Genomic DNA, 25,639 nt, shown 5'->3' with positions numbered 1-25,639 from the left:
TTTTTCATAGGTAGATGTAGGGTCGGAAACTTGTTTTCGACCCTTTTTTGTGCCCCTTGCTTTTCTGTTCCGTATCTTTGCTGCCGAAGATGATGAAGAGAAAAATCGTAGTAGCCGTAACCGGCGCAAGCGGAGCCATATATGCCAGGCTTTTACTGGATAAATTGCAAACGCTGCAGGCACAGCTTGCCGAAGTGGCGGTGGTGATGTCTGATAACGCCAAACAGGTGTGGGCGTTCGAATTGGATAACACCGCTTATACGAGCTATCCTTTTAAATTTTACGCAAAAAAAGATTTCATGGCGCCTTTTGCATCGGGTTCGGCAAAGTTCGATACCATGGTTATTGTGCCCTGTTCAATGGGTGCCCTGGGCCGGATAGCCTCCGGAATATCTGACGACCTGATAACCCGCGCGGCCGACGTGGTGCTTAAAGAACGCCGCAAACTGATACTGGTAGCGCGCGATACGCCGCTGAACCTTATTCACATCCGCAACATGCAAACGGTAACCGAGGCAGGTGGCATCATTTGCCCGGCTATACCATCGTATTACAGCAAGCCCCAAACCATAGAAGAACTGGCCATGACGGTGGTAAACCGCGTTATAGACCTGATAGGGCTGGAGGATGAAAGTTACAGATGGGAGGGGATTTGATAATTATTGAATTACTTATTTTTGAATTATCGAATTAATGAATTATTGAATTTGTGTCTCTGGCATTGCTAAAGTTGCAACAATTGCCGATTTTAGCGGGGCGCAAATTGGCATGAAAAAACTTCTGAGCATCTTATTGATTATACTAGTAGCGGGCTGCAAAAAAAGCTATTACGTAGTGCCGGATGAAGACTCGCCAAACGCCAAGGCCGCAAAAGCATTGCTAGCCACCATCCAGCCCCCTTTGCATATTCCCGGTAAAGCTTATTTTTTTGGCGACAGTATTACCGAAGGCTATGACGGTAAAATTGTGAACCCGCGCAATTGGGTCGGCCTCGTCTCGGCGTTTACAGGTTGGGATGGCTATAACTTCGCCATCGGTGGCACAACACTCGAAAAATATGTGAACGGCGTAAGCGCGGCCCAAAGCATGGTAAACCGCGTTGGCGAGATACCGGTGAAAACCGATAATGATAAATACCTGTTTTTTGCATACGGCGTAAACGATGTGTACCTCAACACTGCCGACCTTAATCCAACACAATTCTCTGCCGATTATCAATTGGTTTTGGACAGTGCTTACAGCAAAGGCTGGCTACCGAAAGATATTGTTTTGGTAAATATTTACTACCTCGACGAAGCACGCTTGCTGCAATTTACCGATCCATCGGGCAACTCCACCGGCAGGCTCGCTGCTTTCAATACGGCGCTGAAAGCCGTTGCCGATAAAAACACCGTGCATTTTATAGATATACGCACGTTTATGCTGAACCATGGAGCCGATTACTTACTGGGCGATGGTATACACCCCAACGAAACGGGTTATGCGGTGATAGCCAGGGGGATAGAAGAGGAGCTGCGCTTATACCAATAAGCGTTTTCGAATAAATCTATTGCGGGAATTGCATAGATTTGATACTGCAGGCTGTGCTGAAAGAAATGAAAAAGAAGGTGAAATAGAAGATTAGCGATATTGTTTTACATTCCAATTAACTACAGTCGATAATTCACTAACTCAATAATTCATTAATTGCTTACCTTTGTCGGCTGAAAATGAATAAGAAAGTCGCATTTTATACGCTTGGCTGTAAGCTTAATTACTCGGAAACCTCGTCGATAGGTCGCCTGTTTACGCAGGCCGGTTTCGAAACGGTGGAGTTTAGCAATACACCGGATGTGTTTGTGATAAACACCTGCTCGGTTACCGATAATGCGGATAAAAAATGCAAAAAGATCGTAAAGGAAGCGCTTAAGATTTCGCCAAATGCCTACGTTACCATTGTGGGCTGCTATGCTCAGTTGAAACCAAAGGAGATTGCCGAGATACCGGGCGTGGACATGGTTTTGGGCGCAGCCGAGAAATTCAGGATAGTAGAGTACCTTACCGATCTGACCAAGAACCCCAAGACATTAGTATATAATCAGCCGGTTAGCGAGGCCAACGAATTCGTACCCTCATTTTCGTATGGCGACCGTACCCGTACCTTCCTTAAAGTACAGGATGGCTGCGATTACTCCTGCACGTTTTGTACCATACCACTGGCCCGCGGCGCAAGCCGTAGCGATACCATCGGGAATGCCGTAGCGCAGGCCCGTGAGATTGCTGCGTCGGGCGTAAAAGAAATCGTATTGACCGGAGTGAACCTGGGCGATTTCGGCATCCGCAACGGCCAGCGCGAAGATAAATTCTTCGATCTGGTAAAGGCGCTGGATGAGGTAGAAGGCATCGAACGTATCCGCATATCCTCTATAGAGCCAAACCTGCTGAGCGACGAGATCATCGAATTCGTAGCTACATCAAAAAGGTTCGTGCCGCATTTCCATATCCCGCTGCAATCGGGTTCCAACAAAATATTGGGGCTGATGCGCCGCCGCTACAAGCGCGAACTGTATGTTAGTCGCGTTGAGAAGATAAAACAAGTAATGCCGCATTGCTGCATCGGCGTGGATGTTATCGTTGGTTTCCCCGGAGAAACGCGCGAAGATTTTATAGACACCTACAACTTTTTAAACGGACTGGATATTTCTTATCTCCACGTGTTTACCTATTCGGAACGGGAGAACACCCCGGCTGCCGAAATGGGAGGCGTAGTGCCCGGTTCTGCCCGTGCCGACAGGAGCAAGATGCTGCATATCCTTAGCGACAAGAAACGCCGCGCTTTTTATGAGGACCAATTGGGCAAAACCGATAAGGTTTTGTTTGAAGGCGATATAAAAGACGGTTTTATGCACGGCTTTACCCGCAACTACGTCAAGGTAAAAACCAAGTACGATCCAATACTGGTTAACGAACTAAGGGCCGTGCGCTTAACCCAAATTTCACCCGATGGTGATGTTGAAATAACAGAAAGCGAAGAAATATTAGTGCATTAAAGCCTATATTCGCCCCCAGAAAATACCGATAAATGTTTCCAACTATATCCTACCTCATAGAGTACTTCACCGGGCTAAACATCCCATTGCCTATACAAACTTTTGGTTTTTTTGTGGCACTGGCCTTTATGGCCGCCTATTGGGCATTTACCAAAGAGTTTAAGCGCAAGGAAGCCGCGGGCTACATAAAAGGTACCGGAAAGGACATTATGGTGGGTAAGCCCGTTTCAATGGGCGAGCTGGCTGGAAACGCGGTTTTCGGCTTTGTATTCGGTTTTAAGGTGGTAGATTCTGGCATGCATTACGCTGCCCTTATAGATAACCCTCAGGATTTCCTGTTGTCTTTAAAAGGTAATTGGGTTGGCGGTATCATATTTGCAGCGCTATTTGCTTACTGGGCCTATTATGAGGCCAAAAAACAAGAACTGCCAAAGCCTGAGTTGCGCCGCGTTACTGTACATCCCCACGAATTGATGGGTAGCATACTGTTATGGGCCGCTATTTTTGGTTTTGCTGGTGCCAAGCTATTCAACGCCCTGGAGAACTGGGGCGAGTTTATGCGCGATCCGATAGCGATGCTTATCGGCTTTAGTGGCTTAACTTTTTATGGCGGATTGATTTGCGGCGGAGCTGCTGTACTATACATCGCCAATAAAAACGGCGTAAAACCGCTGGATATGCTGGATATCGGCGCAGCAGGTATGATGCTGGCTTATGCTGTAGGTCGTATAGGTTGCCAGATGTCGGGCGATGGGGATTGGGGCATACCAAACCTTGCGCCAAAACCGGGCTGGCTTAGCTGGGCGCCTGATTGGATGTGGGCGTTTAAGTTCCCGCATAACGTTAACGGTAACCCAACCGACCCCCTGATGGTGCACATGCCCGATTGCGTTGGCAAATTTTGCTACGAACTTAGGGAAGCAGTTTACCCAACTTCGTTTTACGAGTCGGTTATTTGCCTGTTGCTTTTCTTCTTTATCTGGAAGATACGCCATCGCGTAAAAGCACCGGGCGTATTGTTCGGTATTTATATGATATTGGCCGGCATCGAGCGTTTCCTGATAGAACTGATACGTGTAAACACTAAATATGTAGTTGCGGGCATACCCTTTACCCAGGCAGAGATGATATCGTTGATTATGGTTTTGGGTGGTGCGGCGCTGATCTATTTTGGCAACACACGTTATCAAAAATCGCCCCTATCCACAACAACATTATGACGCTCAACCCCATCATCAGCCAGGTAACTGAGGTTGCCAAAACAGCAGGCCAGTTCATCCGCCAGGAAAGATTGACTTTCGATGCCGATAAGATAGAATACAAAGGCCTTAACGACCTGGTATCCTACGTGGATAAAACCGCTGAACAAAAAATAGTTGCCGGGTTGGAGAAGATAATGCCCGAGGCCGGTTTCATTACCGAAGAAAAAACCACCACCAAAATAGGCGATACTTACAACTGGGTTATCGACCCATTGGATGGCACCACCAACTTTATCCACGGGCTGCCTTCGTACTCGGTAAGCATCGGCTTGAAAAAGAATGAAGAACTCGTTTTGGGCGTAGTGTACGAAGTATGTCAGGACGAGTGCTTTTACGCGCACAGCGATTCTCCGGCGTACCTTAACGGGAAAGAAATAAAAGTAAGCAACAAACCTGCAGTTGCCGATAGCCTTATCGCAACGGGTTTCCCGTATTACGATTTCAGCAAACAGGCTGCCTATATCGAATTATTCACCGAACTGATGCGCAATTGCCATGGCCTGCGCCGCCTGGGTTCTGCTGCGGTAGACCTATGCTACACCGCAAGCGGTCGCTTCGATGCTTATTACGAATACAATCTTAACGAGTGGGATGTAGCCGGCGGCATCGTTATCCTGAAACAGGCCGGCGGACAAGTGCTTAACTTTAAAGGTGGCGACGAAGTATTGAATACACGTGAGGTTTTAGCAACCAACGGTAAGATAACAGGGGAGATGTTGGATTATATTCAGAGATATTTTTGATTTTCTGCGATTCCACCGATTTTACCGATTTTTTTTATTTCACCGATAGGATTGAATACAGAACGCCGATTTGAATCATCTTCAAATCGGCGTTTTTTATAGAGATCACAAAATCAAATCTGTGAAATCGTAAAAATCTGTTTAATCCCGGTTAAAGCGCTTCAGAAACCACTTCGGTAACTTCTGGCACCATGCGTTTCAATAGGTTCTCGATACCTGCTTTAAGCGTTACCGTTGATGATGGGCAACCACTGCACGAGCCGCGAAGCTCTACGGTAACCACGCCTGCATCAAAAGAACGGTAGCTGATAGCACCGCCATCCTGCTCAACAGCCGGGCGCACGTAATCGTTCAATATCTGCTGTATTTTTATCTCGGTTTCGGTACCTTCAAATTCAACATCGGTAGCTTGCTCAACCAGTTGCACTTTCAATTCAGATTCAACTGCGCCTTTTACAAATTCTTTCAGTATCGGCTCAATATCGTTCCATTCGCTGCCCTCTGTTTTGGTAACGGTTACGAAGTTGCTGGCGAAAAACACACCGTTTACGAACGAAAATTTATATAATTCCTTGGCGAAAGGCGATTTTTCGGCACTTTCGCGGGTGGCGTAATCCACGCTGCCGTTTATCAGCAACTTGTTTACAATAAACTTCATTGTTGCCGGGTTCGGGGTAGATTCGGTATATACGTTGATATTCATGGATGTACAATTTTAAATAGTAAACAAATGTAGTTAGGTTTTTGATTGTTTGGGCAGGCGATGTTTAGTTTTACCTGATACTGACAGACGGGTTTTAGGCCCTTCTTAGATATACTTCCTCAAATCAAAAATGAGTTTGTTTTTTATAAAGCTGAATGTGAAATGATAGTAGCTACCTTCAACTGCGAAGCTAAGTTTATAAACCCCCAATATCATATTAAACGCCCGCATCTCCTTCTTAACCTCCTTCAAATCTTTTAAAAATAGAATATACGGTATTCTCGAATAAAGATCATATACGTATAGTGTTGAATCCTCAACATACACCCTCTTTAAGTCTGTTAGAAACACATAAAATACTGATAAAAAAATCAGGTTAACTAATGCCACAAGAAATAAAAGACCAAAGGAAAAATCAAAACTGCTTACAAGCGAATAGGTGATAAAACCATCAAACAGCAGAATACACAATACAAAGGGATATGTTAAATGCGAATGCAGCCTCGTCATCGCTCTTAAACTCCCGTATAATTCTGCGGCGTAATCGCCTTCAACTCTTCTTTAACGCTCGCGCTCACTTCTAAAGTATCCACAAACTCTGCAATGGTTTGTGCGTTTACCTGCGTATTGGTGCGGGTTAGTTCTTTCAACGCTTCGTATGGGTTTGGATATCCCTCACGGCGTAATATAGTTTGTATTGCTTCGGCCACGACCGCCCAGTTAGCTTCGAGGTGTGCGTTGATGGCGGCCTCATTAAGCAATAATTTATTCAAGCCTTTGATGGTTGATTTAAAGGCGATGAGCGTATGCGCTACCGGTACGCCGATGTTGCGGAGCACGGTAGAGTCTGTTAAATCACGCTGCAGGCGCGAGATGGGCAGCTTGGCGGCCAGGTGCTCGAACATGGCGTTGGCTATACCCAGGTTACCCTCACTATTCTCAAAATCTATCGGGTTTACTTTATGCGGCATGGCCGATGAACCAACTTCGCCTGCTTTTATTTTCTGCTTGAAGTAGTTCATGGATATATAGGTCCAAACATCGCGGTCAAGATCTATCAGTATGTTGTTGATGCGTTTTAGGGCATCGCATTGGGCAGCAAAATTGTCGTAATGCTCTATCTGCGTGGTAAACTGCGAGCGGTATAAGCCCAGCACATCGTTAACGAAATGGTTGCCGAATGCTTTCCAATCGGTATTTGGGTATGCTACTTTATGCGCGTTAAAGTTCCCCGTAGCGCCGCCGAATTTAGCGGAGTATGGCACATCGCGCAGCAAATGCAGCTGGTTTATTAAACGCTCTACAAAAACCTCTATCTCTTTACCCAAACGTGTTGGCGATGCCGGTTGGCCATGCGTATGGGCCAGCATAGGGATGTGTGCCCACTGGGCGGCATAGTGCCTTAATATATCTATCAGGCTGTGCAGCGCCGGGATGTACACATCATTAATGGCCAGTTTGAACGAATAAGGGATAGCCGTATTGTTGATATCCTGGGAGGTAAGGCCGAAATGGATAAACTCCTTGAATTCCTGCAAGCCCAGTTCATCGAATTTTTTCTTGATGAAATATTCCACGGCTTTTACATCGTGGTTAGTGGTTTTTTCGATATCCTTTATCTCAGCGGCATCAGCTTCGCTGAAATTTCGGTAGATATCGCGTAACTTTTCGCTCCTGGTGCCGTCAAAAAGTTCTAACTGCGGTACTGGCAATGCGTGCAGGGCCAGGAAATATTCAATTTCTACAAGTACCCGGTATTTTATTAAGGCGAACTCCGAAAAATAAGCGGCTAGTTCTGCTGTGGCATTGCGGTAACGCCCGTCGATAGGGGATATGGCGGTGAGGGAATTCAATTCCATGTGTTAGTTTTTTGCAAAGATAACAATTTGAAATTAGGCGGGTGAAGGGCGGTAATTATTACGGTGCAGGCAATCAAAAAATAAGCTTACCGCAGCGATGATTTTCAAACCCATCGCTACAAATGAGATAGTTAACGAATAAATAAACGTGTTTGTCAGCCAAAGGTAATTTACGATGGAAACTTTGAAATCTAAAAATGTTTCCATAGTTTTGACTCGTAAAGTCAATGAGTCAGGAAGAAAGAATAATAAACGGCGCGCTCGACCTGTTTTTGCAAGCAGGTATTAAAAGCGTAACCATGGACGATATAGCCCGGCATTTGGGCATGTCGAAGAAAACGATATACCATTTTTTTGGAGATAAGAACGAGTTGGTGGTTGAGTTGGTAAAAAGCCGGCTAAAGGAAGACGAGCGGCAGATAAACGAAATCATCGAGAAATCGGCAAACGTTATCGAGGAGATGATTGGCATGATGAAGTGCTCGGAGGATATATTCTCGCGGATAAACCCCATCGTGTTCCACGATTTGCAGAAGTACCACCCCCAGGCCTGGCAGGAGTTCCAGAATTTTAAAGCCGGGGTTATTATCAGCAAACTGGTGGAGCTTTTAAATAAAGGTATGGAGCAAGGTTTCATTCGCGATGATATTGACGTAAAGATACTGGCAACTATGCGCGTAAACCAGGTAGAGATGGGCTTTAATACAGCCATTTTCCCGGTTAACCAGTTCAATAGCTGGAAGGTACAGCTGCAATTGCTGGAACATTTCAACTACGGCATTTGTACCATAAAGGGGCACGAATTACTGGATAAGTACAAACAACAAAACGCAAACAAATAATAGAAACCTGCTGACATACGGTTGTCAATAAAAACGATCTTTTTGCAGTAAAGAAAAACGGACAAACCAAAATCCATCATATATATGCATACCAACATGAAACGATTACTACTCATAATGCTTTGCGCTGCAGCCAGCCTCAAAGGCTACGCGCAAACGCAGCCGGCCCCTCAAACTTACAGCTTCACCATACAGGATGCTATCAACTACGCGTACGAGCACCGCGACTCGGTGGTTAATGCAGCGCTGGATGTGAAAAGTGCCGACTATAAGGTAAAAGAAACCATTGGGCAAGGCTTCCCGCAGATTGACGGAACCGCATCTATACAGGATTATCTGAAGATACCTACCACCTTATTGCCCGGCGAGGTTTTTGGTGCACCGGCAGGTACTTTTATACCGGTAAAATTCGGCGTAAAATATTCGTCTAACTTAGGGGTAAACGCTACGCAATTGCTGTTCGATCCAAGCTACATCATAGGCTTACAAGGACGGACTACTTATAAGGAGCTGTATAACAGGGCCTATAACCGAACCAAGATTGATATGAACGTAGCGGTTACCAAAGCTTATTACCAACTTTTGGTAAGCCAGGAGCAAATAAAATTACTGGATGCCAACATAGCCCAATTAAAGCTAAGGCAAGACCAAACCATAGCCCAAAACAAACAGGGCGTAGTGGAGAAAATAGATGTAGACCGTATTGCTGTGCAATATAACAACCTGGTTACCACACGTGAAAATACACTGCGTTTGCTGGCACTGAATTACCAGGTGTTGAAATTTCAGATAGGCATGCCAATAGATTACACCCTCACTTTAAAAAACAGCTTAGCCGATGTAAAACTGGATGATGCCGAGGCCGAAATAGTTGCAGATACAACGGCCTATAAAAACCGGGCTGAGTATGGTTTTCTGGAAACAAGCCTTGCTTTGAGCAGGTTCGATCTTAGACGTACCAAAGCCCAGTTTTTGCCAACCTTATCTGCAAATGCAGCTTACACGTTTTCGTACCAAAACAACAGCTTTGGCGATTTGTACAGCTCAAGTTTCCCCTCCAGCTATATTGGCCTTACCTTGAAGGTGCCCATATTCAGCGGCTTCCAGCGCGTGAACCGTGTTAAGCAATCGCAAATAACCGTATTAAAGGCAGAGAATAGCCTGGCACAAGCCAAAAATGGCCTTAACCTGCAAGCACAAACAGCTAAAATTAAATATATCAATGGTTTGCAATTGCTTAATAACCAAAAGCGCAGCCAGGAGCTTGCACGCGAAGTATTGCGCGTAGCAAATATAAAGTATCAGCAGGGCGTAGGCAGTAGCATTGAAGTTACGCAGGCGCAAACCGACCTGCAAAACGCAGATAACGATTATATAAAAGGGCTTTACGATGCTTTGGTAAGCAAGGTAGATCTGGATAGGGCATACGGACGCATACAATAAACAAACTAAACTCACATACACACTCCATATAAACATGAAAAAATTACTATACATACCGGCCATACTGTTATTAGCAGCATGCTCAAAACCAAAAGATAAAAAGGCCCAACTGGCCGACCTGCAAAAGCAGCAGCAAGAGATAAACGCCAAGATCACTAAACTGCAAAGCGAAATTGGCACGGTAGATTCAACAAAAGCCGTTGAGGTGGGAGCGCTTGAAATTAAGACCTCAACGTTTACCAACTACGTGCAAATACAGGGTAAAATAGATGCCCAGGATAATGTTACGGCTTTTTCTCAGTCGCCGGGTACTGTTACGGGCCTGTATGTAAAACCGGGCCAGCATGTGAGCAAAGGGCAGGTGCTTGCGCAACTTGATGCCAGCGTACTGCAGCAAAATATTGCGCAAAGCGAGGCGCAGGTAAGCCTTAACCAAACCCTTTATGAGCGTCAGAAAAACCTTTGGGATCAGAAAATAGGCACCGAAGTACAGTTTTTACAGGCACAAACAACTTTACAGGCAAGCAAAAAAGCTTTGGCCTCCTTACGCCAGCAGGCAAACCTTTACCGCATTGTATCGCCAATAAGCGGCACAGTAGACCAGATGGATCTTAAGCTTGGCCAGGCCGTGCAGCCCGGGCAGGCAGGCAACGGCATACGCATTGTAAATGCCGATATATTAAAAGTAAAAGCCGACGTGCCTGAATCATATTCCGGTAGTGTAAACACAGGCAATAGAGTGCAGATTTTGGTACCCGATGCGCACGACTCATTAACTACGAGTGTAAGCTTTGCTTCAAAAGCTATCGACCCTACCTCACGTAGTTTTGCGGTAGAAATAAAGTTGCCGCAGCGTGCCACCTTGCGCCCTAACATGACGGCCATCATCAAAATTGCCAATTATACCAATAATGCAGCCATTACCCTGCCTGTAAAGGCTATACAACGATCGGAAGATGGCGATTACGTTTACCTTAATGTTAACGGCAAAGCTAAACGCGCGCCCGTAAAAGTAGGCGTTACCTATGGCGGCCAGTCAGAAATCCTTTCGGGGATTAAGGTTGGCGACAAGGTAATTACCGATGGCGTTACCGATGTGGAAGAAGGCGACAAGGTAAAAGTTACCGTAGCTGCTAATTAATCATAACCTGATCTAGTACATATCATGAAAGATCTGAAGAAAGAATTTGGGCCCTCAAGCTGGGCCATCGATAATAAAACCGCCATTTACGTGCTTATCCTGCTGATTACGGTAATGGGGGTGATAAGCTACAACAGGCTGCCGAAGGAGAATTTCCCGGACATCGACGTGCCGAAGATTTTCATCACCACGCAGTTTATAGGCCAATCGCCGCAAAACGTAGAGAATTTGGTTACCCGCCAGATAGAAAAGCAACTAAAATCGCTTAAAGGTTTAAAAAAGGTAACTTCCAATTCGGTGCAAAACGTATCCATCATTACTGCGGAGTTCAATACCAACGTAGAGATTAAGGATGCCAAGGTAGAAGTAAAAGACGCGGTTGATAAAGCAAAAAGGGATTTGCCGCAAACCAGCGACCAGAATTACCACGAGCCTACGGTATCTGACGTAAATATATCCGATTTGCCAATTTTATATGTAAACGTATCCGGCGATTTCGACCTCAAGCAACTGAAAGAATATGCTGATATACTTAAGGACGAGATAGAGAGCTACAAACAAATATCGCAGGTTGTTGAAATCGGTGCGTTAACGCCCGAAATACAGATAAATGTGGACATGAATAAAATGGCTGCCGCGCAGGTAAGTTTTAGCGATATCATCCAGGCTATTGGTTCTGAAAATATCCTATCCTCTGCGGGTAACATCCCCATGGATGGCTACAGGCGCACAGTAGACATCAAAAAGGATTTCAAGAATGCCGACGAGGTAGCTGCCATGGCTATCCGTAACCCCAAAGGTCAGGCCGTTTACTTAAGGGATATAGCCGAAATAAAAGATTCGTTTTTAGAGCAAGAGAGCTTTGCCCGCTTAAAAACACCCGATGGCAGCAAATTCAAGAATGTTATCACGCTGGCTATAAGCAAAAGGGCAGGCGAAAACCTGATCGAATCATCAGACAAGATAAACGCGCTGATCAAAGAAAAGCAAAAAACTACATTCCCTAAGGGCCTCAACATTACCGTAACCGGAGACCAGAGCAATAAAACGCGTACCACGCTAAACGATTTGATCAACACCATCATCATCGGTTTCATACTGGTAACCGTTATCCTGATGTTTTTCATGGGTACCACCAATGCCATATTCGTGGCGCTCTCGGTACCGCTATCGTGTTTCGTGGCCTTCCTGATAATGCCCTGGATCGGGTTTACGTTCAACATGATCGTACTCTTCTCCTTCCTGCTGGCATTGGGTATAGTGGTAGACGATGCCATTGTGGTTATAGAGAACACGCACCGTATTTTTGCCAATGGCAAAGTACCTATAAAAGAGGCTGCTAAAACTGCCGCCGGCGAAGTGTTCCTACCGGTATTCTCCGGTACCATGACTACCCTTGCGCCATTTGTGCCTTTGGCGTTCTGGAACAGTATCATCGGCCATTTTATGTTCTTCCTGCCTATAACGCTCATCATTACCTTGCTGGCATCATTGGTGGTAGCTTACATTATGAACCCGGTGTTTGCGGTAGATTTCATGAAACCGCACCACGATGGCGAACACGACCACCCAAAATTCGATAAGCCTACCAAACGGGCGATGATTTACCTGGGTATTGCAACCATTGTGGGGTACCTTATCAATTTCGGTTTCGGCAACTTTATGGTGGTGATCATCATATTCTACCTGGCCAACCACTTCCTGTTTCTTCGCTGGATTGACAGGTTCCAGAAGAACGGCTGGCCGAGGTTCCAGGCTTGGTATGCGCGTTGGCTCGAAAAGGCCGTACAACGCCCGGTTACCATGCTGGTGGGTACGTTTGTATTATTCATCGTGGCCATAGTTGCTACAGCTAAGTTTGGCAAAACACCGGAGTTCTTCCCCGCAGGCGACCCTAACTTTGCTTACGTTTACATTACCCTGCCGGTAGGTAGCGACCAGGCAACTACAGATTCTATCACCAAAAAGATAGAGCAGCGTGTTGCCAAAGTAGTCGAGCCCGATAAAGAAATCGTTACATCTATCATATCAAACGTAACCAAAAGCGTAACCGACCCGCAGGATGAAGACCAGGGCGATTACCCGAATAAGGGTAAAGTTACCGTAGCCTTCGAAGAATTCGGCAAGCGTAACGGAAAGGATACCAAGCAGATATTGATTAACATTCGCAAGGCGGTACAGGGCGTTCCTGGTGTTAAAATATCTGTTGCACAGGAGGCCAGCGGCCCGCCGGTACAAAAGGACATCAGTTTGGAAATTGCAGGAGACAACCTGGATACACTGGTACATACCGCAGCAAGGCTTAAAGCCTACCTTGCCAAGCAAAACATACAAGGTATTGAGAACCTGGTAGCCGATATCGAAAGCGATAAGCCTGAGATTGTATTCGACATAGATCGCGAAAGGGCAAACCGCGAAGGTATTTCTACTAAAACCATTACAGATAATCTCCAGGCGGCGATATTCGGTGCCCCGGCGGCCGACTTCCGCAACACTAAGGAAGATAACTATAAAATACAGATAAGGGCGATGCAAAGTCAGCGCCGCGATATCGACCAGATACGCAACTTAAAGATAACCTATCGCGATTTAGCTACCGGCGGCGCAATACGCCAGGTGCCTATTTCGGCCTTTACAGACGTGCGCTTTACTAACACATATAGCAACATTAAACGCAAGCTGTCCAGGCGCGTATTGACTTTGTCATCAAGCGTAGTAAAACCTTACAACGCAAATGATGTAAACGCAAATATCCTGAAAGCGCTGAACAACTTTAAGCATGCTGAAGATGTTACCATTCGCCAGGGTGGAGGCCAGGAAGACCAGATGGAAGCAGTAACCTTTTTAGGCACCGCGTTGCTCACCTCCTTCGGCCTGATACTGATTATCCTGATGATACAGTTCAACTCTGTGGGTAAAACGCTTATCATCATCAGCGAGATATTCTTCAGTATAATAGGCGTTTTGTTAGGCGTAACCATCTTCCACATGACTATGGCCATCGTAATGACAGGCGTAGGTATCATAGCCCTTGCCGGTGTGGTGGTGCGTAACGGTATTTTGCTGGTAGAATTTACCGATATGCTGATAGAGCAGGGCACCAGCCTGCACGATGCCGTGGTTGAAGCCGGCCACACCCGTATGACGCCCGTATTGTTGACGGCAACCGCCGCCATATTAGGCTTGATACCGCTGGCGGTAGGTTTCAATATCGACTTCGTGGGATTGTTTACCCACTTTGAACCGCATATTCACTTTGGTGGCGATAACGTTGCATTCTGGGGCCCATTAGCTTGGACGATGATCTTCGGCCTCGGTTTCGCAACCATCATCACTTTGATACTGGTGCCATGTATGTATATCATCCGGGTAAACATGAAGACTTATTTCTTTGGCGATCAAAGCGCAAAGAAAGAAGCTGAAAGAGAAAAACTGTTGGCTGCCGAAGCCGGCGCATAAGCTGATATCCTAAAAATTATACTCAAGGCCGCGTAGTTTATTACTGTGCGGCCTTTTTTGTGCGAATTAGTGTCGTTTTAACATTTGAATATCATCTTTTAAGTGGCCGTTTAATTAGTGGACTGAAAATTTGATATTTTTGTTAAATAAGTCAGGAATACGGATTGACTAAGAGCAAGATAAGCAATAGATGAGCGCAGGCATAGAAAACCAGGATATCAAACGCGAGAAGATTTTAGAGGCATCGTACCAGCGGTTCCTGCATTATGGTTATTCAAAAACCACGATGAATGAGATAGCGGGCGATCTTTCTATGTCTAAAGCCTTGCTGTATTACTACTTTCCGGATAAGAGCGAACTGTACATGGCCGTAATGCGCAAGCTGGCCAACGATTACCTAAAGCTGCTGCAGGATAATGTAGACAGCTTTACCGGCCTTCGTGACGCTTTCCTTTTCCAGGTGAATACCCATCACCATTTTATGGTGGCCAATTATAACTTCTTCGATTTTGTAAGGCTTAACGAGCAGAACCTGCCCGACACCATATGGGCCATAGTGGACCAGATACGCGCTGCCGAAACCACGCTGCTTGCAAACGCCATACAGGCAGAAATAGCCAAGGGCAACATACAACAGGTAGCCAATCCGGATGAGATCGTGGATGTTTTCCTTGATGCGCTGCACGGCATCAAAGTGGGCGCTATGCAGCACAAAAAAGCCGCCTTCCCCCGCAAAGAACACCTGGACGAGATACACGCCAAACGCCTGCTGTTGATAGATATCTTCGTAAAAGGCCTTCGGTAGGCGTGCATCCTCTTCAAGCGGCTTTACCCGCATCCCTCCTAAAACGTTATGAATATTGCAGCATAAAACCTGATGTTTGTTAGGTTAAAATGCTTAGTCATTTACAAATCCTTTATGATCTTTGTCATAAAAAAAGCCATATTTATATAATAGTTTTACGCCATGATCAACGCAGAACAAAACTTCACAGCCTTAAGGCTTATTTTACCTCCCGCGCCAAAACCGCTGGGAGTGTACAAACCTTGTTTAATTGATGGAAAATACCTCTACGTATCGGGCCACGGCACGGTTAAGAGCGATGGCAGCCTCATCATAGGCCGCATTGGGCAAGATATGACGGCTGAAGAAGGCAAGCTTGCCGCCAGGCAGGTGGGCCTGGCTATTTTAGCTACCATTAAAGCCAATGTAGGCAGCCTGGATAAAATAAAACGTGTTATAAAAGTGCTGGGTATGGTGAACTGCACGCCCGACTTTGAGAAGCACCCTTTCATCATAAACGGCGCAAGCGAACTGTTTGCGAGTGTTTGGGGCGAAGATAACGGCATCGGCGTGCGTAGTGCCGTAGGCATGGGTTCTTTACCCGATAATATCCCGGTAGAGATTGAGGCTTTATTCGAGCTGGAAGATTTATAACAATGAAACGGTTGTGCTATGTAGTTTTATTGATAACTGTGTTGTGCAGCTGCAAAAGTATTGCCGATAAAATGATAAGCAACTTTGATGGAAAAAGCGCAGGCACGGTTTGCGTTATTAAGCTAAAAAATGCCACTAATTTTAAATGGGATAAGGTTTACCTTTTTAGTTCACTTATCGAAGCAGATTCTATCAGTAAAATTATTGGCTTTACCTATAGTGGTAGCGATTTGACAGGCGGTAATACAAGAATGATTTTCACGGTCGGTAAAAAAGTGGTGTATCAAGAAGATAACGACGGTTCGATAATAAGTTTTGGTTATCAAGGAAAAAAATTGACTCCGGAAACCGCCATATTTGAGGTAGATAAAACTAAAGATAAATTGGAGAGCGACTCCGCTGATTGTTTTTATTATTCTTTCGGTTTGATAAAAAAATGAATAGCAACTGGTACACAATCAGCGACGTAGATAAACTGGATACCCCGGCTTTGGTGGTTTATCCCGATAGGGTAAAATACAATATCGACCTGGTTAAAACCATGGTAGACGATGTTAACCGCCTGCGACCGCATGTAAAAACCCATAAAAGCCCGCTTGTTACCATGCTAATGCTGCATGCAGGCATAGGCAAGTTTAAGTGCGCTACCATTGCCGAAGCCGAAATGCTGGGCCTGTGCAAGGCTATGGACGTTTTGCTGGCCTATCAGCCCAACGGACCTAAACTGACAAGGTTTATCGATCTGATAAAAACGTATCCAGATACCGCGTTTTCATGCCTGGTAGACAATGTTGGCACCGCCAGTGCCATAGCAGAAGCGGCGGTAAAAGAGGATATCACAATCACAGTTTACATCGACCTGAACATCGGTATGAACCGCACCGGCATTACGCCTGCCGATGCTTTGGAGTTGTACCAGGCATGTGCCGATATGCAGGGCATTGCCCTTAAGGGTTTGCATGCCTATGATGGGCATATACACGATGCAGATTACGCAGTAAGGCAGCAACGGTCAGACGAATCCATCGAACCTGTGCTGGAGCTTGCCCGGATGATATACGATGAGGGTTACCCCATGCCGGTAATCATTGCAGGCGGTTCGCCAACGTTTCCTATCATCGCCCAAAGGGAAAATTTAGAATGCAGCCCCGGCACCTTTGCTTATTGGGACAGAGGCTATGAGTTGGCTTTTAAGGAGCAGGCTTTCCAAACGGCGGCCCTGGTTGTGGCGAGGGTAGTATCATTGCCGAATGAAACTAAACTGTGTATAGATGTGGGGCATAAATCAGTATCGGCAGAAAATGAATTAAGTAAACGCATCTACTTCCTGAATGCGCCCGAATTAGTATTTACAGGCCACAGCGAGGAGCATTTAGTTGCCGATGCAGGCCCTAACCACCATTATAAGGTGGGCGATATTTTGTATGGTTTGCCTTACCATATTTGCCCAACGGTTGCTTTGTACGAGCGGGCGATAACCATCGAGAACCAACAAATAACCGGAGAGTGGCTCAATGTGGCAAGGGATAGGAAAATTACGATATAATAAAATTAAGTTCATTCGGCGTAACCATCCTACGTCGGTGAAATCGGTGAACGAAAAATCGGTGAAATCAAATAAATCTGTGTAATCGGTGAAATCAAAATTCATAGTAGATGCCCACCTCGACCTCAGCATGAACGCCCTGGAATGGAACCGCGATTTAACGCAACCCATTGCAGCTATCAACGCCCGCGAGGCAGGCTTAACCGATAAACCCGATAGAGGGATAGGCGTAGTATCCCTCCCCGAACTACGTAAAGGCAACATCGGCCTGGTGGTAGCTACGCAGATAGGCCGTTACGTGGCGCCCGACAACCATCTGCCGGGATGGCATTCGCCGCAGCAGGCCTGGGCGCAAACGCAGGGGCAACTGGCCTGGTATAAAGCCATGGAAGATGCCGGCGAAATGGCGCAGATAAATAACCTTGCCTCGCTGGAACAGCATTTAGCATTGTGGAGCGATAAGGGGGATAACCTTAAAAAACCGATTGGCTATATTTTAAGTTTAGAAGGTGCCGATTCCATTGTGGACGTAAGCTATCTGGAACGTGCCTATCAGAATGGGCTACGTGCGGTCGGCCCGGCGCATTACGGCCCCGGCAGGTATGCCAATGGTACCGATGCAACCGGCAAAATGGGCGCAAATGGATTGGAACTATTGAAAGAGATGGAACGGCTGAATGTGATATTGGATGCCACCCACCTGTGTGATGATGCCTTTTGGCAGGCCCTGGATAACTTTAACGGCCATGTTTGGGCCAGCCATAACAATTGCCGCGCATTGGTGAGCCATAACCGCCAGTATAGCGATGAAATGATAAAGGCCCTGATAGACCGTGGTGCCGTAATAGGCGCAGCGTTAGATGCCTGGATGATGGTGCCGGGATGGGTGAGGGGCCAATCCACCCCGAAGGGCATGAACTGCAACATGGAGGTGATGGTTGACCATATCGACCATATTTGCCAGATTGCCGGTAACGCCCTGCATGTAGGCATGGGCACCGACCTTGACGGGGCCTTCGGTAAAGAACAATGCCCATATGATTTGGAGATTATTGCCGATCTGCAGAAGGTGCCGGATTTGTTGAAGAAACGCGGCTATACGTATAGCAATATCAATAATATAATGCATGGCAACTGGCTGCGGTTTTTGAGGAACGCGTGGAAATAGATTTGTAATATGAACGAAGAGCAGGCGAGGTTAAAGGAAACGGGTTGGAAAAAATGGGGGCCTTATGTAAGCGACCGCCAGTGGGGTACCGTGCGCGAGGATTACAGTCCCGGCGGCGATGCCTGGCACTACATTACACACGATATGGCCCGCAGCAAGGCCTACCGCTGGGGCGAGGAAGGTATAGCCGGCATTAGCGACCGCGACCAGTACCTCTGTTTCGCCATCGCCCTGTGGAATAAAAAAGACCCGATTATCAAAGAACGCTACTTCGGCCTGAACAATAGCGAAGGCAACCATGGCGAAGACGTAAAAGAGCTTTACTATTACCTGGATAGCACCCCAACGCATTCGTATATGAAAATGCTGTATAAGTATCCGCAGCAGCAATTTCCATATACTACCTTAGTTGAAGAAAATCGCAAACGCGGCCGCAACGACCCCGAATTCGAACTGGCCGATACCGGCATCTTCAACAACAACGAATATTTCGACGTGTATGTGGAATACGCCAAGGCCTCGCGGGAGGATATCGGCATCAGGATAACCATCCATAACCGCAGCGACGCAGAGGCAAGCCTGCATGTGCTGCCCACGCTTTGGTTTCGCAATACCTGGACGCTGGGCTACGATAGCGCGATGCCCGTGATGTCGGCTATCTCCGGGAATCAAATCAAGCTCAATCACCCGGAACTAGGCGAAATGCATTTGATTGCAGATGGTTCGCCCGAACTGCTTTTCTGCAACAACGAAACCAATACTATACGCTTTAATCATTTCGATGATGGCAAGCGTTTCTATAAAGACGGCATAAACGATTATATCGTACACCGTGCGGAGAGCATCAACCCGGATAAAACCGGCACCAAGGCGGCTGCTAACTACGAAATTACTATCCCCGCGAAAGGAAGTTACACGATTAAGTTGCGGCTTTCTGAAGACGCTGCAAACAATCTGGATGGTATCGACGCGCTATTTGCCACCCGCAAAGCCGATGCAGATGAATTTTACACCAACCTGCAGCCAACGGCCAACGAAGATAAGGCCCGTGTGCAGCGCCAGGCCTTTGCCGGTATGCTGTGGAACAAGCAGTTTTACTACTACGATATACACCAATGGCTGCATGGCGACCCGGCCCAGCCGATGCCCGCTGTGCAGCGTTTAACAGGGCGTAACCATAAATGGCCGCAATTTAATAATCGCGGCGATATTATCTCCATGCCCGATAAATGGGAGTTCCCCTGGTTTGCCGCCTGGGACCTGGCCTTCCATTGCATTCCGCTGGCCAGCGTGGATATGGCATTTGCCAAAAACCAGCTTACGCTGCTCACCAAAGATTGGTATATGCACCCTAACGGGCAGCTACCCGCCTACGAGTGGGATTTTAGCGATACCAACCCGCCCGTTTTGGCCATGGCCACCTGGAAGATATACCTGCTGGATAAAGCCGCCAACGGCGAAGGCGACACGTTTTTCCTGGAACGCATTTTCCACAAGCTGATGCTCAACTTTACCTGGTGGGTAAACCGTAAGGATGATGCCGGCAATAATATCTTCGAGGGCGGTTTTTTGGGACTGGATAACATCGGCGTGTTCGACCGCAATACTCGCTTTGGCAATGGTACGCACCTCGAGCAGGTAGATGGCACCAGCTGGATGGCCATGTACTCGCTCAACCTGCTCCGCATCGCCACCGAACTTGCCGCCACTAACAAGGCTTACGAGGATATCGCCTCTAAATACTTCGAGCATTTTATTTATATCGCGGGCGCCATGTCTACCCTCGGTACGGATAACACCGGCCTATGGGACGAAGCCGACGGCTTTTTTTACGACCAGCTGCGCCTGCCCGATGGCAGTGCCGAAAAGATGCGCGTGCGCAGCATAGTTGGCCTGATACCATTATTTGCCGCCGAGGTGCTGGATGAGGCGGCCATTGCCGATAATCCTATTTTTAAGGGCCGTATGGATTGGTTTATCGCCAACCGGCCCGACCTGGCTTCGCTGGTATCGCGTTGGACTGAGGTTAGGGCAGGGGGCACGCATCTCATCAGCTTGCTACGTGGTTACCGCATGAAGAGCCTGTTGCGTTATATGCTGGATGAGAAAGAATTCCTGAGCGATTACGGTATCCGCTCGCTCTCTAAATATCATTTAGATAAACCTTACAGCGTAAATATCTACGGCAACCACTTCAGCATAAAATACCTGCCTGCGGAAAGCGATAGCGGCATGTTTGGTGGCAACAGTAATTGGCGCGGGCCGATTTGGATGCCCATGAATTACCTCATCATAGAAAGCCTGAATACTTTTTACGAATACTATGGCGACGATTTTAAGGTAGAATGCCCCACCGGCAGCGGCAACATGATGAACCTGAAAGAAGTGGCCAACGAAATTTACCGCCGCGTCTCTTCAATTTTCCTTAGGGATGACAAGGGCCGCCGCGCGGTATTCGGCAGTAACGAAAAACTCCAAACCGACGAGCACTTCAAAGACCATATCCTATACCACGAATACTTTGACGGCGACAACGGGATGGGCAAAGGCGCATCCCACCAAACCGGATGGACAGGGCTAATAGCGAATTGTTTGTATCATTGAGGGTTTACCAGATATAAAATACTGTTATTACCTTTTGTTGTTTTTTGGAAAAAGCAATGCTTTCTACGGTTTTGTAATCGAATCGATATCTGAAGCTGATAGCCTTGTTGTCTGTTTTAATTTCATTCCAATCGGCCCGAACGGCTTCACTGTGATTTGCCAGGTCGTCGTCCATTTTCTCGTTTTCACGTAACGCTGGCTGATGGAAGTTATCATCGTCGAAAAAATGCTTCATTATTGAAGCAACAGTATCGGTCTGTTGTTTGGGTTTTAACTGCTCATAGCTCAATATAAAGTCAGAAACCTCGCAAATATTTTCATATATCAGCTTATTTGCCGGATTGAATATCTTCAACGCAAATGTGCCGTTCTGTGCGTTTGTACCGTACAAAGAAATGATGAACTTATCTTTCGCAACCGTATCCGAAAAGAACCTTTGCGCCGAATAAGTTGATAGCTTATGGCTTGTGTCTATTGGCGGCGGCACCTCAACTTCATGTAAAGGTGGAGGAGGCATTAGGGTAACCTTAACAACTTTCGCAGTGTCTATTGCTTTAGTAAGTGTTTTTTTATGTCCACAGGAAGCGATAATTAAGGTGGCGATAAGGATAAGGTAAAGTGGTTTCATGGTTTTTAGCTTTCTTTTGAAATGAGCTTTAAAAGGTCTATCAGTTCGGTTTCGCTGAAAGAACGGGCTTGAACCTACCGCTTCAGTGCCCTATCCATCTCAATCTTGGTATCGCGCTCTTTCATGGTTTCGCGCTTGTCGAAAGTCTTTTTACCTTGGGCCAGGGCTATCTCAACTTTGGCGAAGCCGCGTTCACTGATGAACATGGCCAGGGGTACTATAGTGAGTCCTTTTTCTTCGCTGCGGGTAAGTAGTTTTTTGAGTTCCTTTTTGTTGAGCAGCAATACGCGGTCGCGCTTGGCCTCATGGTTGTAAAACGAGCCGAACGTATATTCGGAGATATGCAGGTTGCGTATATAAAGCTGGTTGCCAATAAAGGTGCAAAAGGCATCGTTCACGTTGGCTTTGCCCTCGCGGATAGATTTTATCTCGGTGCCCAGCAATTGTATGCCCGCCACATATTTATCCAGTATGTGGTACTCAAAGTATGCCTTTTTATTCTTGATATAGATGTCCTGCTTCATTACGGTGCAAATATGCAAATTATTTTGCGGCTGGTTTAACAACCAGCACAGGCACGTTTACCTTGTGCCGCACGCTGTTAACAGTGGTGCCAAAAATAAGGTCCTTAAGCGCTTTATGCCCGTGCGAACCCATCACGATGAAATCGATGCCCTCGCTGTTCACAATTTCGGCAATAGCGGTTGCCGGGCCACCGTAACCAATTTTTGCTTCGGCGTTGTAATTTAGTTTGGTTAATGCTTCTACATATTTATCCAGGTTGCTTACGTCGCTTTGGGTTTCGTTATCCATTACCTGTTTGCCATAGTAGCGCGCACCTGCTGTTTCTACCACATGTATTAAACTGTATTTTGCTTTTTTGCCGCCTTGCATTAAAGCATGGCGTATGCAGTCCTGGTCGTTTTTCGAAAAATCGATGGTAACGGCGATATGATTGTAATGCACTGCTTCCAAATTATCCAGCGAAGCCGCAATGCCATGTGGGATGTAAGTGCGATGATCGGTATGTTTATACAAAAGCGGGCGCAGGAAAACGTATAGCAACAGCGCTGCAACACCAACAGTAATCGGCGTTATTACAAAGTGTACCAAATTGGCCGATCCCTGGTTTGCTTCGGCCCAGGCACCTATCACTTGCACCACCAGCTTTGCATTCAAACCAACTATCAACACGGCAAATACCCAGGCCAAAACCTTTAAAGGCAGGCTGGTAGCAAATTTACCCATCCGCTTTTTATCCGATGTAAAATGTATCAGCGGGATAATGGCAAAACCCAATTGCAGGCTCAGCACCACCTGGCTTAATATCAGTAGTTTACCCAATCCTTCTTCTCCGGCATATAGTATGGTAAAAAACGCGGGTACTATGGCAAATATCCTGGTGAGCAAACGCCTTAGCCAGGGTGCAATACGCAGGTTAAGGTGCCCTTCCATAATAATTTGTCCGGCAAGGGTGCCTGTTACTGTTGAACTTTGGCCAGCGGCAATCAAAGCTATGGCAAAAAGGGCGGGTGCCAGCTTACCGAATATATTGGTAAGCAGCTTGTGCGCATCCTGTATCTCGGCCACCTCGTGGTAACCCCGGCCAAAAAAGGCGGTTGCTGCCAGTATCAATATGGCTGCGTTTACAAAAAATGCCAGGTTTAATGCTATGGTGGTATCCCAAAAGTTGTAACGGATGGCGTTTTTTATTCCCTCTTCAGTCCGGTCTATTTTTCGCGTTTGCACCAGTGAGGAGTGAAGGTAAAGGTTATGTGGCATTACTGTAGCACCGATAATGCCAATAGCCAAATATAACGACCGCTCGTTCAATGCCGTGGGGATAAAGCCCTTGGCAACATCAATTACATGTGGCTGCACAATAAACATCTCCAATAAAAAGGCTAATCCTACTATAAATATCAGCGAGATAATAAAGCCTTCTAATTTGCGCATGCCCTTATTCAGCAAAAACAAAAGCAGCAAGGTATCCAGCATCGTGATAGATACGCCCCATATCAAAGGCAGGCCGAATAGCAGGTTTAAACCAATGGCCATACCAATAACTTCGGCAAGGTCGCAGGCTATGATAGATATCTGCGCCAATATGTACAGGCAAAAATTCACGAAACGTGGGTAGGAGTGCTTGGATGCCTGCGCCAGATCGAGCCCGCGCACTATACCCAGCCGTACACATAGGTTTTGCAGCAGCAGGGCTATCATGTTCGATAAAAGCAATACCCATATCAACTTGTAACCAAACTGGCTGCCTGCGGCTAAATCGGTGGCCCAGTTGCCCGGGTCCATATAACCAACGCTTACCAAATAGGCGGGGCCTAAAAATGAGAACAATTTGCGCCAGCCGGTTTTATTTTCGGTACCTACCGAGTTGTGCACATTGCCCAACGATTCGTTTGTTATCATATAGCTATCAAAAGGTTATTGGCCACTTCGCGGCTTATCTGTAAAACTTTGTTATCCATTTGCAGTACTACGGTGTTATCGTAACTGATTATTTCTTTCACCGTTATTTGTTTGCCAATTACCAGGCCCTGCTTATCCAGGTATTGAAGGAAAGCCACCGAGTGGTCCAGAACGCCCGATATGATACTCCCGGCACCAACAGGTAGGGCGGAAATTGGTTTAAGGTCGTTCGTTTTAAAATGGCCGTTGCAGTCGGGTATCGGGTCGCCGTGCGGGTCGCGCTTGGGGAATCCCATGAATTCATCCAGCCGGTCTATCAGTTCGTTCGATGATATATGCTCCATCTCTTCGGCCATGGCGTGTACCTCGTCCCATTTAAAATTCAGCTTCTCTACCAAAAAGTATTCCCAAAGGCGGTGCTTGCGTATGATGTTGATGGCCACCTTTTCACCCGCCTCTGTAAGACTCACGCCCTGGTAGCGGGTGTAGTTAATAAGGGTTTTGTCTGATAATTTGCGTAGCATATCGGTAACCGATGATGCTTTTGTTTCCAGCGAAGCCGCTATCTGGTTGGTGCTTACGTTTGGGCTAAGCACAGCCAGTTTGTATATGGCTTTCAAATAATTTTCCTCGGCTAATGTATTCATTTAGGCAAATATAATAATATTTTTAGACTTGTCTAAAAATAGCCTTAATTTTTTTATTTGTTTGGTTAGGCGATATTTATGTGGAATTATATTTTGCGTGCTATAGATTATTTTATATTTGCATGTACCATGGCAGCTGAATTAGATAAGATAGACCTCCAAATACTCAAGATATTACAGGAAAATGGCCGCATAACCAACCTGCAGCTATCCACCGAAATAGGGCTTTCACCGGCGCCCACCCTGGAGCGCGTGCGCAAACTGGAGAACGCCGAATACATCAAAAGCTATCATGCCCTGGTAGATGAGGAGAAGCTGGGCCTTGGCATCAAGACGTTTATACAGATATCCTTAGATTTCCACCAGAAGAACACCATCCAGACTTTTTTGGATGAGATACAAACCATTAAGGAAGTTACCGAGTGCCACCACGTAACCGGCCAATGCGATTTTCTGCTGAAGGTTTACGTTCGCGACATTAAATCGTACGAGCGCCTCATTATGGATAAAATCAGCCGCATCACGGTGGTAAAAACATTCCAAACCATGATGATTATGAGCACTAGCAAAAAAGAGCCAATAGTGCCGCTGGAATACTAGGTAGATGTGCAGATTTCGGATGTGCAGATTTCAGATGAAGAAAAATGYGCAGTTGAAAAGTTAAATACGCAGATTGCAGCTATATAAAACGCCCTTCAAGCTT

General features: G+C 46.3%; 23 protein-coding genes. 16 read left to right on the top strand and 7 right to left on the bottom strand.

What is annotated here, in order from left to right; genetic code table 11:
* Window positions 1–89: 89 nt before the first annotated feature.
* The 5 genes from AC1DYT_RS08920 to AC1DYT_RS08900 all read left to right on the top strand — a co-directional run bounded on the left by AC1DYT_RS08920 (window position 90) and on the right by AC1DYT_RS08900 (window position 5,034).
* Window positions 90–656, top strand: a complete 567-nt coding sequence (locus AC1DYT_RS08920; protein WP_477469276.1) for a UbiX family flavin prenyltransferase — start codon at window positions 90–92, stop codon at window positions 654–656.
* A gap of 112 nt (window positions 657–768) precedes the next feature.
* Window positions 769–1,530: an SGNH/GDSL hydrolase family protein gene (locus tag AC1DYT_RS08915; protein WP_477469275.1), complete on the top strand. Its 762-nt coding sequence runs from the start codon at window positions 769–771 to the stop codon at window positions 1,528–1,530.
* 179 nt (window positions 1,531–1,709) lie between these two features.
* Window positions 1,710–3,029, top strand: a complete 1,320-nt coding sequence (mtaB, locus tag AC1DYT_RS08910; RefSeq protein WP_477469274.1) for a tRNA (N(6)-L-threonylcarbamoyladenosine(37)-C(2))-methylthiotransferase MtaB — start codon at window positions 1,710–1,712, stop codon at window positions 3,027–3,029.
* Window positions 3,030–3,061: 32 nt separating this feature from the next.
* Window positions 3,062–4,249, top strand: coding sequence for a prolipoprotein diacylglyceryl transferase (locus tag AC1DYT_RS08905; RefSeq protein WP_477469273.1), 1,188 nt, complete (start codon window positions 3,062–3,064; stop codon window positions 4,247–4,249).
* Window positions 4,246–5,034, top strand: coding sequence for an inositol monophosphatase family protein (locus tag AC1DYT_RS08900; protein WP_477469272.1), 789 nt, complete (start codon window positions 4,246–4,248; stop codon window positions 5,032–5,034). Before AC1DYT_RS08905 ends, AC1DYT_RS08900 begins: the two co-directional genes overlap by 4 nt.
* Window positions 5,035–5,185: 151 nt before the next feature.
* Here the strand turns inward: AC1DYT_RS08900 and AC1DYT_RS08895 are convergent, their stop codons facing one another.
* The 3 genes from AC1DYT_RS08895 to AC1DYT_RS08885 form a co-directional block, all read right to left on the bottom strand.
* The gene (locus AC1DYT_RS08895; protein WP_477469271.1) at window positions 5,186–5,737 is read right to left on the bottom strand and encodes a NifU family protein; all 552 of its coding nucleotides are present in this window, start codon (window positions 5,735–5,737) and stop codon (window positions 5,186–5,188) included.
* Window positions 5,738–6,252: 515 nt separating this feature from the next.
* A complete protein-coding gene (purB, locus tag AC1DYT_RS08890; protein WP_477469270.1) occupies window positions 6,253–7,596 on the bottom strand; it encodes an adenylosuccinate lyase in 1,344 nt (447 codons plus the stop codon).
* Between the two features lie 33 nt (window positions 7,597–7,629).
* On the bottom strand, window positions 7,630–7,803 hold the full coding sequence (locus tag AC1DYT_RS08885) for a hypothetical protein (RefSeq protein WP_477469269.1): 174 nt from the start codon (window positions 7,801–7,803) through the stop codon (window positions 7,630–7,632).
* 20 nt (window positions 7,804–7,823) lie between these two features.
* Here AC1DYT_RS08885 and AC1DYT_RS08880 point away from each other — a divergent pair, with 20 nt between their 5' ends.
* The 10 genes from AC1DYT_RS08880 (at window position 7,824) to AC1DYT_RS08835 (ending at window position 21,237) form a co-directional block, all read left to right on the top strand.
* Window positions 7,824–8,438 carry a TetR/AcrR family transcriptional regulator gene (locus AC1DYT_RS08880; protein ID WP_477469268.1) on the top strand — a complete coding sequence of 205 codons (615 nt, stop codon included), beginning with the start codon at window positions 7,824–7,826 and terminating at the stop codon, window positions 8,436–8,438.
* Between the two features lie 96 nt (window positions 8,439–8,534).
* Window positions 8,535–9,881 (top strand): TolC family protein, encoded by a 1,347-nt coding sequence (locus AC1DYT_RS08875; RefSeq protein ID WP_477469267.1) that lies wholly within the window; start codon window positions 8,535–8,537, stop codon window positions 9,879–9,881.
* 34 nt (window positions 9,882–9,915) lie between these two features.
* Complete coding sequence (locus tag AC1DYT_RS08870; protein WP_477469266.1) at window positions 9,916–11,022, top strand: efflux RND transporter periplasmic adaptor subunit; 1,107 nt, start codon at window positions 9,916–9,918, stop codon at window positions 11,020–11,022.
* Window positions 11,023–11,046: 24 nt separating this feature from the next.
* On the top strand, window positions 11,047–14,481 hold the full coding sequence (locus tag AC1DYT_RS08865; protein WP_477469265.1) for an efflux RND transporter permease subunit: 3,435 nt from the start codon (window positions 11,047–11,049) through the stop codon (window positions 14,479–14,481).
* Between the two features lie 190 nt (window positions 14,482–14,671).
* On the top strand, window positions 14,672–15,286 hold the full coding sequence (locus AC1DYT_RS08860) for a TetR/AcrR family transcriptional regulator (RefSeq protein WP_477469264.1): 615 nt from the start codon (window positions 14,672–14,674) through the stop codon (window positions 15,284–15,286).
* A 162-nt stretch (window positions 15,287–15,448) separates the two neighbouring features.
* Window positions 15,449–15,919: a RidA family protein gene (locus tag AC1DYT_RS08855; RefSeq protein WP_477469263.1), complete on the top strand. Its 471-nt coding sequence runs from the start codon at window positions 15,449–15,451 to the stop codon at window positions 15,917–15,919.
* A 71-nt stretch (window positions 15,920–15,990) separates the two neighbouring features.
* Window positions 15,991–16,359 carry a hypothetical protein gene (locus tag AC1DYT_RS08850; protein ID WP_477469262.1) on the top strand — a complete coding sequence of 123 codons (369 nt, stop codon included), beginning with the start codon at window positions 15,991–15,993 and terminating at the stop codon, window positions 16,357–16,359.
* The gene (locus AC1DYT_RS08845; RefSeq protein WP_477469261.1) at window positions 16,356–17,465 is read left to right on the top strand and encodes a D-TA family PLP-dependent enzyme; all 1,110 of its coding nucleotides are present in this window, start codon (window positions 16,356–16,358) and stop codon (window positions 17,463–17,465) included. The genes AC1DYT_RS08850 and AC1DYT_RS08845 overlap by 4 nt, the downstream gene beginning before the upstream one ends.
* A gap of 88 nt (window positions 17,466–17,553) precedes the next feature.
* Window positions 17,554–18,633, top strand: a complete 1,080-nt coding sequence (locus AC1DYT_RS08840; protein WP_477469260.1) for a dipeptidase — start codon at window positions 17,554–17,556, stop codon at window positions 18,631–18,633.
* A gap of 9 nt (window positions 18,634–18,642) precedes the next feature.
* Window positions 18,643–21,237, top strand: coding sequence for an MGH1-like glycoside hydrolase domain-containing protein (locus AC1DYT_RS08835; RefSeq protein WP_477469259.1), 2,595 nt, complete (start codon window positions 18,643–18,645; stop codon window positions 21,235–21,237).
* 4 nt (window positions 21,238–21,241) lie between these two features.
* Here the strand turns inward: AC1DYT_RS08835 and AC1DYT_RS08830 are convergent, their stop codons facing one another.
* From AC1DYT_RS08830 to AC1DYT_RS08815, 4 genes are all read right to left on the bottom strand, one after another.
* The gene (locus AC1DYT_RS08830; RefSeq protein ID WP_477469258.1) at window positions 21,242–21,865 is read right to left on the bottom strand and encodes a hypothetical protein; all 624 of its coding nucleotides are present in this window, start codon (window positions 21,863–21,865) and stop codon (window positions 21,242–21,244) included.
* Window positions 21,866–21,939: 74 nt separating this feature from the next.
* Window positions 21,940–22,389, bottom strand: coding sequence for an SsrA-binding protein SmpB (smpB, locus tag AC1DYT_RS08825; protein ID WP_477469257.1), 450 nt, complete (start codon window positions 22,387–22,389; stop codon window positions 21,940–21,942).
* A 19-nt stretch (window positions 22,390–22,408) separates the two neighbouring features.
* Window positions 22,409–24,289, bottom strand: a complete 1,881-nt coding sequence (locus AC1DYT_RS08820; RefSeq protein WP_477469256.1) for an Nramp family divalent metal transporter — start codon at window positions 24,287–24,289, stop codon at window positions 22,409–22,411.
* Complete coding sequence (locus AC1DYT_RS08815) at window positions 24,286–24,936, bottom strand: metal-dependent transcriptional regulator (RefSeq protein WP_477469255.1); 651 nt, start codon at window positions 24,934–24,936, stop codon at window positions 24,286–24,288. Before AC1DYT_RS08815 ends, AC1DYT_RS08820 begins: the two co-directional genes overlap by 4 nt.
* Window positions 24,937–25,065: 129 nt before the next feature.
* On the opposite strand from AC1DYT_RS08815, the gene AC1DYT_RS08810 reads away from it, so the two are divergent.
* The gene (locus AC1DYT_RS08810) at window positions 25,066–25,536 is read left to right on the top strand and encodes an Lrp/AsnC family transcriptional regulator (protein WP_133232099.1); all 471 of its coding nucleotides are present in this window, start codon (window positions 25,066–25,068) and stop codon (window positions 25,534–25,536) included.
* The last annotated feature ends 103 nt before the right edge of the window (window positions 25,537–25,639 follow it).

It is taken from the genome of Mucilaginibacter sp. P1_D10 (genome assembly GCF_056406215.1).
This window is presented reverse-complemented; position numbering and strand designations above follow the sequence as displayed.